The sequence below is a fragment of the Rhizobium sp. SVR5-9E genome, from assembly GCF_056755095.1.
The window spans coordinates 61,413-73,664 of the sequence record NZ_JBNDHS010000021.1; the positions used below are offsets into that span (position 1 = coordinate 61,413).

The 12,252-nt window shown below is 61.1% G+C and carries 12 protein-coding genes; 9 read left to right on the forward strand and 3 right to left on the reverse strand.

Features of this window, described 5'->3' with window-relative positions; translation table 11 throughout:
• The first annotated feature begins 87 nt into the window (after positions 1-87).
• Complete coding sequence (locus tag ACPYOJ_RS12795) at positions 88-951, forward strand: DMT family transporter (RefSeq protein ID WP_481416578.1); 864 nt, start codon at positions 88-90, stop codon at positions 949-951.
• Between the two features lie 13 nt (positions 952-964).
• On the opposite strand, the gene ACPYOJ_RS12800 is transcribed toward ACPYOJ_RS12795, so the two are convergent.
• Both ACPYOJ_RS12800 and ACPYOJ_RS12805 read right to left on the reverse strand, forming a co-directional pair.
• Positions 965-1,966, reverse strand: a complete 1,002-nt coding sequence (locus ACPYOJ_RS12800) for an LLM class flavin-dependent oxidoreductase (RefSeq protein WP_481416590.1) — start codon at positions 1,964-1,966, stop codon at positions 965-967.
• Positions 1,967-2,082: 116 nt separating this feature from the next.
• Positions 2,083-4,410 (reverse strand): methyl-accepting chemotaxis protein, encoded by a 2,328-nt coding sequence (locus ACPYOJ_RS12805; protein ID WP_481416579.1) that lies wholly within the window; start codon positions 4,408-4,410, stop codon positions 2,083-2,085.
• A 226-nt stretch (positions 4,411-4,636) separates the two neighbouring features.
• On the opposite strand from ACPYOJ_RS12805, the gene ruvC reads away from it, so the two are divergent.
• From ruvC to ACPYOJ_RS12835, 6 genes are all read left to right on the forward strand, one after another.
• Positions 4,637-5,149 (forward strand): crossover junction endodeoxyribonuclease RuvC, encoded by a 513-nt coding sequence (gene ruvC, locus ACPYOJ_RS12810; RefSeq protein ID WP_481416580.1) that lies wholly within the window; start codon positions 4,637-4,639, stop codon positions 5,147-5,149.
• 57 nt (positions 5,150-5,206) lie between these two features.
• The gene (locus ACPYOJ_RS12815; RefSeq protein ID WP_481416581.1) at positions 5,207-5,455 is read left to right on the forward strand and encodes an AbrB/MazE/SpoVT family DNA-binding domain-containing protein; all 249 of its coding nucleotides are present in this window, start codon (positions 5,207-5,209) and stop codon (positions 5,453-5,455) included.
• Between the two features lie 3 nt (positions 5,456-5,458).
• Positions 5,459-5,872 carry a type II toxin-antitoxin system VapC family toxin gene (locus ACPYOJ_RS12820; RefSeq protein ID WP_481416582.1) on the forward strand — a complete coding sequence of 138 codons (414 nt, stop codon included), beginning with the start codon at positions 5,459-5,461 and terminating at the stop codon, positions 5,870-5,872.
• Between the two features lie 11 nt (positions 5,873-5,883).
• Positions 5,884-6,498 carry a Holliday junction branch migration protein RuvA gene (ruvA, locus tag ACPYOJ_RS12825; protein ID WP_481416583.1) on the forward strand — a complete coding sequence of 205 codons (615 nt, stop codon included), beginning with the start codon at positions 5,884-5,886 and terminating at the stop codon, positions 6,496-6,498.
• A 69-nt stretch (positions 6,499-6,567) separates the two neighbouring features.
• On the forward strand, positions 6,568-7,605 hold the full coding sequence (gene ruvB / locus ACPYOJ_RS12830; RefSeq protein ID WP_481416584.1) for a Holliday junction branch migration DNA helicase RuvB: 1,038 nt from the start codon (positions 6,568-6,570) through the stop codon (positions 7,603-7,605).
• A 125-nt stretch (positions 7,606-7,730) separates the two neighbouring features.
• Positions 7,731-8,294: a DinB family protein gene (locus ACPYOJ_RS12835; RefSeq protein WP_481416585.1), complete on the forward strand. Its 564-nt coding sequence runs from the start codon at positions 7,731-7,733 to the stop codon at positions 8,292-8,294.
• Positions 8,295-8,311: 17 nt separating this feature from the next.
• Here ACPYOJ_RS12835 and ACPYOJ_RS12840 read toward each other — a convergent pair whose 3' ends face one another.
• Complete coding sequence (locus ACPYOJ_RS12840) at positions 8,312-8,788, reverse strand: VOC family protein (RefSeq protein ID WP_481416586.1); 477 nt, start codon at positions 8,786-8,788, stop codon at positions 8,312-8,314.
• Positions 8,789-8,991: 203 nt separating this feature from the next.
• Between ACPYOJ_RS12840 and ACPYOJ_RS12845 the strand changes: the two genes are divergently transcribed.
• Both ACPYOJ_RS12845 and ACPYOJ_RS12850 read left to right on the forward strand, forming a co-directional pair.
• On the forward strand, positions 8,992-10,788 hold the full coding sequence (locus ACPYOJ_RS12845; RefSeq protein ID WP_481416587.1) for an acyl-CoA dehydrogenase C-terminal domain-containing protein: 1,797 nt from the start codon (positions 8,992-8,994) through the stop codon (positions 10,786-10,788).
• Between the two features lie 190 nt (positions 10,789-10,978).
• On the forward strand, positions 10,979-12,187 hold the full coding sequence (locus ACPYOJ_RS12850) for an acetyl-CoA C-acetyltransferase (RefSeq protein ID WP_481416588.1): 1,209 nt from the start codon (positions 10,979-10,981) through the stop codon (positions 12,185-12,187).
• The last annotated feature ends 65 nt before the right edge of the window (positions 12,188-12,252 follow it).

Consider the following 12,252-nt stretch of genomic DNA (forward strand, 5'->3'; position numbering starts at 1 on the left):
CATAACAGTTTGTCGAAACTGTACAGCATTGTCGCTGGCGACGCCACGCTCCTTGCTTCATAGCAGCCTCAGACAAGGAGCATCATGATGGACAGGGTAGCAGGCGGCTGGATCAACGGTTTTCTCGGAGTGCTGATCTTCAGCGGCTCGCTTCCGGCGACGCGCGTTGCGGTTGCCAATTTCGATCCGCTGTTCCTCACCGTCGCCCGCGCCGCCATCGCCGGCATGCTTGCCTTCTGTCTGCTGTTGGCCTTCCGCGAAAAACGTCCCGCGCGTGCCGATCTTTTCTCGCTGGCGGTGGTAGCGCTCGGCGTCGTCATCGGCTTTCCGCTGCTCACCGCATTTGCGCTGAAGCATGTTACCTCGGCTCATTCGACGGTTTTCATCGGTCTGCTGCCGCTGGCGACGGCCATCTTCGGCGTCCTTCGCGGCGGGGAGCGCCCCAAACCGGTCTTCTGGCTGTTCTCCGGCCTCGGCAGCGCCCTGGTCGCAGGCTTCGCGTTGATGCATGCGGAAGCCGCATCCTCAGTCGGCGATCTCTTGATGCTGGCGGCAATCATCGCCTGCGGGCTGGGATATGCCGAAGGCGGCAGACTGTCGCGCAAGCTGGGCGGTTGGCAGGTGATTTCCTGGGCGCTGGTTCTTTCGCTGCCGATCATGCTCGTGCTGTCGTTCGTTGCCATGCCGCCCACCTTCCCGGCTGCGGCAAGCACGTCCTGGATCGGCCTCGCTTACGTCTCGCTCTTCAGCATGCTGATCGGCTTCATATTCTGGTATCGCGGCCTGGCGCTCGGCGGCATTGCAGCCGTCGGGCAGCTGCAGCTGCTGCAGCCATTCTTCAGCCTTGCTCTGGCGGCTGTGGTCCTCCATGAGAAGGTCAGCGTGGCCATGTTCGGGGTCACGCTGGCCGTCGTTGCCTGCGTCGCCGGCGCAAAGAAATTCGCCCGCTAGCGAGGCTCTGATTCTAGGCCGCAACACGCATGAAATTGCCCAGTCCCGCAAACATCGCGACGGATTTCAGCCGCGCTTCGATGTCGTGGATCGGCATGGAGATGATTAGCTCGTCCGCTCCGGTCTCCTTCAGGAACTCGGTGAGCTTGGCTTCTGCAGTCTCCGGCGAACCGACAACCGCATAACGCAACGTATGCTCGACGTTGAGCTTCTCCATCGGCGACCAGAAGCTTTCCATGTCCTCGACCGGCCGCGGGAATGGACCGCGGACATTGCGGCGCAGGTTGACGAATTGCTGTTGCGCGGACGTAAAGTGGTATTGCGCCTCCTCGTCCGTCGGAGCGACGGAGCCCATGACGCCGACCATCACATAAGGCTGGTCGAGCGATGCGGAGGGCTGGAACTTGCTGCGATAGATATCGATGGCATCGAGCAGCATGTCTGGTGCGAAGTGTGAGGCGAAGGCATAGGGCAGGCCGAGCATCGCCGCAAGCTGCGCGCTGTAGAGACTGGAGCCGAGAAGCCAGATCGGCACATGCGAATTGTTGCCGGGAACGGCAAGGATTGCCTGGTTCTCAGAGGGCGGCCCTAGCAACTGCTGCAGTTCGACGACATCGTTCGGAAAGCTGTGAGCGCCGGCTTCCAGATTGCGGCGGAGCGCTTGGGCGGTTCGCATATCCGTGCCCGGCGCGCGTCCGAGGCCGAGATCGACGCGGCCCGGGAAAAGCGCTGCCAACGTGCCGAACTGTTCTGCGATCACTAGCGGCGAGTGGTTCGGCAGCATGATGCCGCCTGAGCCGATGCGGATGCGCTTGGTCGCCGCACCGACATGGCCGATGACGACCGCGGTCGCGGCACTCGCTATGCCCGGCATGCCATGATGCTCCGCCAGCCAGAAACGCTTGTAGCCGTACTCCTCCGCCTTTTGCGCCATGCGCGCCGAGCCCGCAAAGGATTGGCTGATGGTCGTGCCGTCGGCTACGGGCGAAAGGTCGAGGATGGAAAAGGGGATCATGTGGAAAACCTGCGGGTCGGGGGATGGAGACAGGTCTATGTAGGTTCTGGTATCGCGCATTCCAAATCATGCGCTCAAGAAAAGGGCCGGTTTCCCGGCCCTTTTTCTCGTTGTTTTCAAGCCGTCTGTCGCCGATGCCGGAGGACGTGGATTTCAGCGCCGTGCTGACGATGATCATCGGGCAGCGTAAAGTTGCCGAGCTGGCGGTCCATCTCCACTGCCTCTGCGGCAAGGCGGTGGATCGCTGCGGTCGTTTCCTCGACCATGGCGGCGTTCTGCTGCGTCATCGAGTCGAGCTCGGAAACCGCCGTGTTGATCTGGCGAAGCGTATCCGCCTCTTCGCGGGTCGATTCCATGATCTCATGGATCTGGCCGTTGATCGCTTCCACATGGCTGCCGATGCCCGTCAGAGCCACACCAGCCCGCTCGACGAGCGACACGCCGGATTCGACTTCGTGAGTCGATTTCTGCAGCAGGCTCGCGATCTCCTTGGCGGCGCTCGATGAGCGTTGCGCCAGTTCGCGGACCTCCATCGCAACAACTGCAAAGCCCTTGCCGGATTCACCGGCGCGTGCCGCTTCGACACCGGCGTTGAGCGCCAGAAGGTTGGTCTGGAAGGCGATGTCGTCGATGACGCTGATGATCGTGTTGATCTGCCGCGAGGAGGACTGGATTGCCTCCATGGCAGCGATCGTCTCACGCATAATCTGGCTCGAACCGGTTGTCTCTTGCTTGGCGGCGCGGGCGATGCGCTCGGCCTGTTCGGCACGCTCGATCTGAATGCGGACAGACTGGGTGATCGCGTCGATCGCGTTCGCCGTTTCGGTGATTGATGCCGCCTGGCGCTCGGTGCGCCCGGCAAGGTCGTCGGCGCCGGTACGCATCTCTTCCGAGCCGGAGCGGACCGCCATGGAGTTGCCGCCGATCGCCGTCATCGTCTGGCTGAGGGTGGCGAGCGCCTCGTTGAAGTTGACCCGCAAGCCCTCAAGCTCGTTCGGGAAGCGCGTTTCGATCTGATAGGCGAGATCGCCGTTCGCCAGATGATGCAGCCCTTCGTCCAGCGCCCGCACGACATCCTGCAAAGTTTTCGCTTCCGCCTCGCGCAGCGCCAGATTCTCCTGACGCTCGCGTTCCGCATGGGCGCGGGTCTCGGTGCTTGCTGCTTCCAACGCCCGGCTTTCGATCAGCGACTGCTTGAAGCGGGCGAGCGCCTTGGCCATCATGCCGATTTCATCGTGACGGTTCTGGCTGCCGATCTCGACGTCCAGCTTGCCGTCGGCGACATCCCGGGTATTTCCGGCAAGCCGTTCAAGTGGCGAGAAGAGCAGCCTGGTCACAAGCCCGGTCGCAAGGGCCATGACGATCAGAGCGCCGAGGCCGATCATGGTCAGCAGCGTCGCAATCTCGATCGAGCCCGCATTCAGCTCGCTGAGCAGGACGCTTTCGACGACAAGGAAGCGCTGCCCCTGATAGGTGACTGAGCGGACATAGGCTCGCGCGGTGCCGTCGGCACGGGTGAAGTCGTCGACCGTCATGCCATCGCTGCTGGCAAGCGCATCCTGCACGAAGGTAAACGGCGCCGTATCGAGCGTAGCGAGATGGCCTTCGGCGTTGAGACCGACGGCCGAACCGTCACTGGAAATGATGGCCGCCTGAGCCGTACTGCCGGAAACGATGCCCTTGGCCAGGATGCTGGTGATGATATCGTCGCGCACCTTGAAGAGAATGATGCCCTTCGGCTGGCCGAGCTTGATGATCGGCACGGCATAGAAGATCGCCGACTTGCCGCTCGCAACATCGACGCGCAGGCCGGAAAATGCGGTCGGCGCGGAATCGTCCGTTGCCTTCGTTGTGTTTTCGATCGCTCTGGAGAAAGCGATGCCCGCGCCTGTAGCCTTCCAGGCATCAGTCTTCATGTTCTCGGCGAAGTTGTCATCCTTCTTGTAGGAATAGAGAACCGAGCCGTCGAGATCCGCAATCAGCAGGTCGCTGAAAGTGGTGTTTTCGAGATCGCGGGCAACTTCGCCCTGTGTCTTCTCGTGATTGGAGTAGTAGAAGCCGCTCGGACCTTCCGGCTTCATCAGCTTTTCACGCTGATCGGCGGGATTCGGATTATTGGTGATGAACACCTTCTTGAGCTCGCCGCGCACGTCACCTGAGGATTTTTCGATCGTCTTCCAACCGCTCTTCAGGCTGGTGATCGACATTTGCAGCGCCTCGATGCGCGCGATGGAACTCGCCTGATTTTCAAGCTGCGCCAGTTGATCCTGCAGCATGTCGCCGCGGAAGATGAGCAAACTTTCCTTCGCCTTCAGTGCCTGCGCATCCGAGATGCGGCTGCTGGCGAAATAGCCGAGAACACTGATCGCACTTACCGCAAGTGCGGTGAGCAAAATGAAAGTCGCAATAACCTTGAAGGATAGCGACTGAAATCTCTGAGCCATGGCTACGAACCCCTCGAAGCGCCTTCGCCGGCGGAACGCGCCGGCTGACCAAAAAGCAGAACACGGGGAGTTTTAACCTTTGCGAAAAGGGGCTCCTCTCATATTTGATCGGTTAGATTTCAGGCAATGAATTTAATTCGTGGTAAACAGCGGCCGTAACAGGCGAATGTTTTTGTTCTGTTCACATCTTTCTGGCACTTATTCCGGCATCGCAATAAGGTAAGCCATGCAAAATACGATTCGCATCATCGGCATCGACCCAGGTCTTCGACGCACCGGCTGGGGAATTATCGATACGCTCGGCAATTCATTGCGCTTCGTGGCCTCTGGAACGGTGACCTCCGATGGCGATATGGACCTCGCCTCCCGCCTCTGCCAGTTGCACGATGGCCTTGCCGAGATCATGCACATCTACAAGCCCGACGAAGCAGCCGTCGAACAGACCTTCGTCAATAAGGATGCGGTCGCAACACTGAAGCTCGGTCAGGCCCGCGGCATCGCGATGCTCGTGCCGGCGCGTGCCGGATTGCAGGTATCCGAATATGCCCCCAATGCCGTCAAGAAAGCCGTCATTGGCGTCGGTCACGGCGAGAAGCAGCAGATCCACATGATGCTCAAGATTCTGATGCCGAAGGTGGAATTCAAAGGCAATGACGCCGCCGATGCACTCGCAATCGCCATCTGCCACGCCCACAACCGCGGCAGCAGCCGAATGCGCATGGCGGCGTTGGCAGGTTAGGGTATGTTCTTGACTTGTTCTCGTGGGGCCGGTAAGTAATACTCAAGAGGTATTACCATGCGCGTTACCGAAAAAGGCCAGGTCACCATCCCGAAAAACGTTCGGTCCAACTTGGGAATCGAGGCGGGGAGCGAAGTCGAGTTCGTTTTGCGCGAAGGCGAAGCTGTGCTTCGCCTCATCGAGAGGTCTCGGGATCAGGTCGATCGTGATGTTCGCGAACTCATCGACCATCTTCGGAGGCATCAGGGTTCCATGTCTCTCGGCGACATGAGCGGCGAGGAGTTCTATCGCCTTTTGAGGGATTGATTGGTGGCGACGCTGGTAGACACGAACATCCTGATCGACGTATTCCATGCGCGCGGTGCCTTCACCGACTGGTCGACAGAGCAGCTCGCGGTTGCTCGCGCAGAAGGGCCATTGCTCATCAATCCTTTGATCTATGCGGAGATGGCTGCTGGCTACGCCACGAGCGAAGAGCTGGAATCGGCGCTTGCGCCCAGTCTTTTCCGTCGGGAAGAACTGCCATGGGAGGCTGCCTTTTCAGCCGGCCATGCCTTTCTGCAATACCGCCGGTCCGGCGGCGACAAACGGTCGCCGCTTCCGGATTTCTACATCGGAGCCCATGCGATGGTGAAAGGCTACAGGTTGCTCAGCCGTGATGTTGCGAAATACCGAACCTATTTTCCGCTGATTTCCATTGTCTCCCCCGAAACCCATCCCTGACGGACCTTTTCATGATCGGCAAGCTCAAAGGCACTATCGAGGAAATCGGCGACGACTATGTGCTCGTTGATGTGCACGGCGTCTGCTACGTCGCCTATTGTTCCGGCCGCACCCTGTCGAAGATCGGCTCCGTAGGCGAAGCCTGCGTCCTCTTCATCGAGACTTATGTCCGCGAAGACCAGTTGAAGCTCTTCGGCTTCATGAGCGTGCTCGAGCGCGAATGGTTCAACCTGCTGCAGAGCGTGCAGGGCGTAGGCGCCAAGGTGGCGCTTGCCGTGCTTTCGACGCTCACACCAGGCGAACTCGCCAACGCCATCGCGCTGCAGGACAAGACATCCGTTTCCCGCGCCCAGGGCGTCGGCCCAAAGGTCGCGGTTCGCATCGTCACCGAACTGAAGAACAAGACACCCGCCTATTCAGGCGAGGCGATCAATATCGGCCTCAAGCAGGAAATCGGTGAAGGCGTCGCCTCGGCTCCGGTCGCCGATGCCGTCTCGGCGCTGACCAATCTCGGCTATTCGCGCGACCAGGCAGCAAATGCAGTTGCAGCAGCGATGAAGACTGCAGGTGACGGCGCAGACAGCGCCAAGCTGATCAGGCTGGGATTGAAGGAGTTGGCGCGGTGATATCCCGCAAGGGTGCCAATGCCTGCGGCTTGGTGTATGGACTTGAACAAGCTTTAAACGGAAATGCCTATGAATGATGCCCGCCTGATATCGCCGGAAAAGCGGGGCGAAGACCTCGATGTGACGCTGCGCCCGCAGTCGCTGGACGAATTCACCGGCCAGGCGGAGGCACGTGCCAACCTCAAGGTCTTCATCGAGGCTGCCAAGAACCGCGGCGAAGCGCTGGACCATGTTCTGTTCGTTGGTCCGCCGGGCCTCGGCAAGACGACACTGGCGCAGATCATGGCCAAGGAGCTGGGCGTCAATTTCCGCTCCACCTCCGGTCCGGTCATCGCCAAGGCCGGCGATCTTGCCGCTCTGCTGACCAATCTGGAGGAGCGCGATGTGCTCTTCATCGATGAAATTCACCGCTTGAATCCGGCCGTCGAAGAAATCCTTTATCCGGCGATGGAGGATTTCCAGCTCGACCTCATCATCGGCGAAGGTCCGGCCGCCCGCTCGGTGAAGATCGATCTCTCGAAATTCACGCTCGTAGCCGCGACCACGCGCCTCGGCCTGTTGACGACGCCGCTCCGTGACCGCTTCGGTATTCCGGTGCGGCTCAGCTTCTACACCGTCGAGGAGTTGGAATCGATCGTGCGGCGCGGCGCCCGGCTGATGAACCTGCCGATGACCGATGACGGCGCCCGCGAAATCGCCCGCCGGGCGCGCGGCACGCCGCGCATCGCCGGCCGTCTGCTCCGCCGCGTACGTGACTTCGCCGAAGTCGCCAGGGCCGAAGCCGTCACCCGCGAGATCGCCGACGAGGCACTCACCCGCCTGCTCGTCGACAGCGTCGGCCTTGACCAGCTGGACAAGCGCTACCTCAACATGATCGCCGTCAATTTCGGTGGCGGTCCCGTCGGTATAGAGACGATCGCCGCTGGTCTGTCCGAACCGCGCGATGCGATCGAGGACATCATCGAGCCCTACATGATCCAGCAGGGCTTTATACAACGCACGCCGCGCGGCCGCGTGTTGACGGCCACCGCCTGGAAGCACCTCGGCTTGCAGCCGCCGAAGGACCTCGAGGCTGCGCAGTTTCGGCTTTTTCAGGAAGGCGACTGATTTAAAGGATGCTCGCGGAGCCGCTTGCCGGTTCATAGCGAGGCCATCCGGTTGCCGGCCGTCCGCATTGACGCTGCACCCGACCACGCCTAGCTACGCTAATTCGCAGACGAGGAGGGTGCGTCATGCCACGTTTCGATCCGTGCCGGGTTTTCCGCAAGCTTTCCTATAACAACGCGCTCGCGAACTATCGCCTTCTTGCTGCCTGCTCGTCTCTCCGGCCCGGGGAATTCGAGGCCGAACGCGTGAGCTTCTTCCCCTCGATCAAGGCGACGCTCAATCACATCATCACTGTCGACTGGTTCTATGTCGACGGACTGGAAGGCGGCTCCTTGGGCCTGAAAGCCTTCGACGTCGAAGAGCCCTTCGATGAGGTCGCTGCGCTTGCCGCCGAGCAGCGCAAGGTCGATCGACGCCTCGTGGCGCTTTGCGAAGTCCTTACGCCGGAAAAGCTCGTGTCCGTCATTGATCTTCAGCGCACCGGCCGCATCCAGAAGGAGCGCATGGAGGATGTCTTGAGCCATCTCTTCCAGCATCAGACGCATCACCGCGGCCAGGTTCACGCGATGCTCGCCGGAACAAGCGTCGAGCCGCCGCAGCTCGACGAGTTCATCGTCGATGACGACGCAAAGTTCCGCGGCGGCGAACTTGACGCCCTTGGATGGAGCGAAGAGAAGCTGATGCTCTAGATGTCTGGGGTTATTGCCTAGCCGCGAAATGCGGCTTCGAGCTTCTCGATGTCGAGCTTCACCATGCCGAGCATGACTTCGGTGACACGCTTGGCGCGCTCGCGATCGGGATCGGAAACCATCTCGATCAGCGCGCGCGGAACGATCTGCCAGGAGAGGCCCCAGCGATCCTTCAGCCAACCGCAGTGCTCCTCCACGCCGCCGTTTATCAGGAAGGCGTGCCATATCCTGTCGATCTCCTCCTGCGTCTCGCATTGCACCGAGATCGAAAAAGCGTGGTTGAACGCTTCGAACGGACCCGCTTCCATAGCCGTGAAATGCTGATCTGCCAGTTCGAGATCAATGATCTTGACGCTGCCCGGAGGGCCGCTTGGCGTTTCAGCCGGAAGGACGGTCATGCGCCCCATGGACGAATTCGGAATCGTCGCCACATAGAATTCAACGGCCTGCTGGACGTCCTTCTCGAACCAGAGACTCGAACTGACCTTGAGCACGGTTTTTCCTCCTTGTGCTGTGTCGACGAAATGTTCGACAGCCCTAGGACGTTTCAAATGTTGCCGCTCCCGACAGCGCTCACGAAATCTTTTCAGAAATTCCCGCGAATGCAGAATTTGACGTTTACGCAAACGTCAATATTTTGTAAGACACTGTCAAAAGCCGGGCTCGATCCGGTTGCCGAATTGGAGGAATTCGAACGATGCCAGTCTACAAGGCCCCGGTGAACGACACACTCTTCGTGCTCAACGATGTGCTGGGTCTGGAGCGCTACAACAACCTCCCGGGCTTTGCCGATGCGACGCCGGATATGCTCGAGGCCATTCTGGGCGAGGCCGCGAAGTTCGCCGAGGAAGTGCTTCTTCCACTCAATGCCTCCGGCGATCGGGAAGGCTGCAAGCGCGCGGATGACGGCTCGGTCACCACGCCGAAGGGCTTCAAGGAAGCCTACAAGGCCTATAGCGACGGCGGCTGGGTGGGTTTGGCGGTCCCCGAAGAATTCGGCGGGCAGGGACTGCCTTACACGCTGCATTGTGCCGTCGGCGAATATACATCTGCCGCCAATATGTCGCTGATGATGTATCCGGGCCTGACCCAGGGTGCGATTGCCGCAATCTTTGTCCACGGCACGCCCGAGCAAAAGCAGACCTACCTACCGAAGATGGTCTCCGGCGAATGGTCCGGCACCATGAACCTGACCGAGCCGCATTGCGGCACCGATCTCGGCCTTTTGCGGACTAAGGCGGTTCCACAGGCGGACGGCAGCTACAAGATTACCGGCCAGAAGATCTTCATCTCCGCCGGCGAGCACGACATGACGGATAATATCGTCCATCTGGTACTGGCGCGGATCGAGGGCGCGCCGGAGGGCACCAAGGGGATCTCGCTCTTCATCGTGCCGAAGGTTCTCGTCAATGAAGACGGCACGCCGGGCGCGCGCAACGCAGTCTCCTGCGGCGCGATCGAGCACAAGATGGGCATCCACGGCAACGCCACCTGCGTCATGAACTATGATGAAGCGACAGGCTTCCTGATCGGGTCGGAGAACCGCGGATTGAACGCCATGTTCGTGATGATGAACGAGGCGCGCCTCGGCGTCGGGCTTCAGGGTCTGGCGGTTGCTGAGATTGCCTATCAGAATGCCGTCGATTATGCCCGCGAGCGTATCCAGGGCCGTTCGCTTTCCGGCCCAAAGGCGCCCGATAAGAAGGCTGATCCGATCATCGTTCATCCGGATATCCGGCGTACGCTGATGACGATCCGCGCCTTCAACGAGGCGGGCCGCGCCTTCCTGCTCTGGACGGCGCTGAAATCCGACATCGCCCACCGCTCCGCCGACGAGCAGGAGCGCCAGACGGCGGACGATATTCTCGGTCTCGTCACCCCGATCCTCAAGGGCGTGATGACCGACAAGGGCTTCGAGCACGCGGTCATGGCCCAGCAGGTCTTCGGCGGCCACGGCTATATCGAAGAACACGGCATGAGCCAGTACGTGCGCGACGCCCGGATCGCCATGATCTACGAAGGCGCAAACGGCATCCAGGCGCTCGACCTCGTCGGCCGAAAGCTGGGCCTGAACGGCGGCCGTGCCGTGATGGCGCTCTTCAAGGAGATCGCCGATTTCTGCGAGGAACACCGCAGCGACGAGAAGATGACCTTCTTCACCAAGAACCTGAAGAAGGGCTTGAACGATGTGCAGGCGGCGACCATGTGGTTCATGCAGCACGCGATGGCGAAACCTGACAACGCCGGTGCCGGATCGACCGATTACATGCATCTCTTCGGCCTCGTCATTCTGGGTTACATGTGGGCGAGAATGGCGAAAGCTGCTGAGGATGGCCTTGCTTCGGGCGATACGCCGCGCGAAAGCTACCTGCGCAATAAACTCGTGACCGCCCGCTTCTTCATGGAGCGCGTCATGCCGGAAACGGCACTGCGCAAAGCCCGCATCGAAACCGGCGCAGAGACGATGATGACCTTGGCCGCCGAGGCCTTTTGACTGAAATCCCTTCTCCCCAGCGGGGAGAAGATGTCCGAAGGACAGATAAGGGGTGGGCGCGGCAAGCGCGAACGGCCGGGAGGCCGAAGCTTTGGCGCCCCCTCATCCGACCCCTTCGGGGCCACCTTCTCCCCGAGGGGAGAAGGGAACTATATTGACCGGCCGCCATGGCCGCCAGGGAGACGAAACAATGACCGAGGTTTTCATTTACGACCACGTGCGTACGCCACGCGGCCGCGGCAAGAAGGACGGCTCGCTGCATGAGGTTCCCTCCGTCCGCCTCGCCGCCAAGACGCTGGAAGCGATCCGCGACCGCAACGGGCTTGATACGACGACCGTCGATGACATCATCATGGGCTGCGTCGATCCTGTCATGGATGCCGGCGCCGTCATCCCCAAGGCCGCCGCCTTCGAGGCCGGCTATTCCACCCGCGCGCCGGGCATGCAGATCTCCCGCTTCTGCGCCTCCGGCCTAGACGCCGTGAACTTCGGCGCGGCGAAGATCGCCCAGGGCGCCGATGACATCGTGATTGCAGGCGGCGTCGAAAGCATGTCGCGCGTTGGCCTCGGCATGGCGGGCGGCGCATGGTTCATGGACCCCTCGGTCAACTTCCCGGCCTATTTCATGCCGCAGGGCGTCTCGGCTGATTTGATCGCCACAAAATACGGTTTCTCGCGCGATGACGTCGATGCCTATGCCGTCGAGAGCCAGAAGCGCGCGGCAAACGCCTGGGAGAAGGGCTACTTCAAGAACTCCGTCATCCCGGTCAAGGACCAGAACGGGCTCACCATCCTCGCCCACGACGAGCACATGCGCCCAGGCACGGACATGCAGGCGCTGGCGGCGCTCAACCCTTCCTTCCAGCTCCCCGGCGAGATGGGCGGCTTCGAAGCCGTCGCCATCCAGGCTCATCCGGAGGTCGAGCGTATCAACTACGTCCACCACGCCGGCAATTCGTCGGGCATCGTCGATGGTGCCGCTGCCGTGCTGCTCGGTTCCAAGGCCGGCGGCGAGAACATGGGCCTGAAGCCCCGCGGGCGCATCAGGGCCTTCGCCAATATCGGCTCCGACCCCGCGCTGATGCTGACCGGCCCGGTCGACGTCACCGAAAAGCTCCTGAAGCGCACAGGCATGTCGCTTGCCGATATCGACCTCTTCGAGCTCAACGAAGCCTTCGCCGCCGTCGTGCTGCGCTACATGCAGGCCTTCGAGATCCCGCACGACCAGATCAACGTCAATGGCGGCGCCATCGCCATGGGCCACCCGCTCGGTGCGACCGGCGCGATGATCCTCGGCACGGTTCTGGACGAGTTGGAGCGCCGCGACCTGAATACGGCGCTCGTCACGCTCTGCATCGGCGCCGGCATGGGCACGGCAACGGTGATCGAGAGGGTTTGAGGGGTCCAACCCTCCCCCTTGTGGGGCTGTCTCTTATACACATCTGACGCTGCCGACGACTAGTC

Bases quoted from the DNA above. Each gene is read 5' to 3' on its own strand.
- ACPYOJ_RS12795 (WP_481416578.1), top strand. From the start codon at position 88: ATGGACAGGGTAGCAGGCGGCTGGATCAACGGTTTTCTCGGAGTGCTG.
- ACPYOJ_RS12800 (WP_481416590.1), bottom strand. From the start codon at position 1,966: ATGATCCCCTTTTCCATCCTCGACCTTTCGCCCGTAGCCGACGGCACG.
- ACPYOJ_RS12805 (WP_481416579.1), bottom strand. From the start codon at position 4,410: ATGGCTCAGAGATTTCAGTCGCTATCCTTCAAGGTTATTGCGACTTTC.
- ruvC (WP_481416580.1), top strand. From the start codon at position 4,637: ATGCAAAATACGATTCGCATCATCGGCATCGACCCAGGTCTTCGACGC.
- ACPYOJ_RS12815 (WP_481416581.1), top strand. From the start codon at position 5,207: ATGCGCGTTACCGAAAAAGGCCAGGTCACCATCCCGAAAAACGTTCGG.
- ruvA (WP_481416583.1), top strand. From the start codon at position 5,884: ATGATCGGCAAGCTCAAAGGCACTATCGAGGAAATCGGCGACGACTAT.
- ruvB (WP_481416584.1), top strand. From the start codon at position 6,568: ATGAATGATGCCCGCCTGATATCGCCGGAAAAGCGGGGCGAAGACCTC.
- ACPYOJ_RS12835 (WP_481416585.1), top strand. From the start codon at position 7,731: ATGCCACGTTTCGATCCGTGCCGGGTTTTCCGCAAGCTTTCCTATAAC.
- ACPYOJ_RS12845 (WP_481416587.1), top strand. From the start codon at position 8,992: ATGCCAGTCTACAAGGCCCCGGTGAACGACACACTCTTCGTGCTCAAC.
- ACPYOJ_RS12850 (WP_481416588.1), top strand. From the start codon at position 10,979: ATGACCGAGGTTTTCATTTACGACCACGTGCGTACGCCACGCGGCCGC.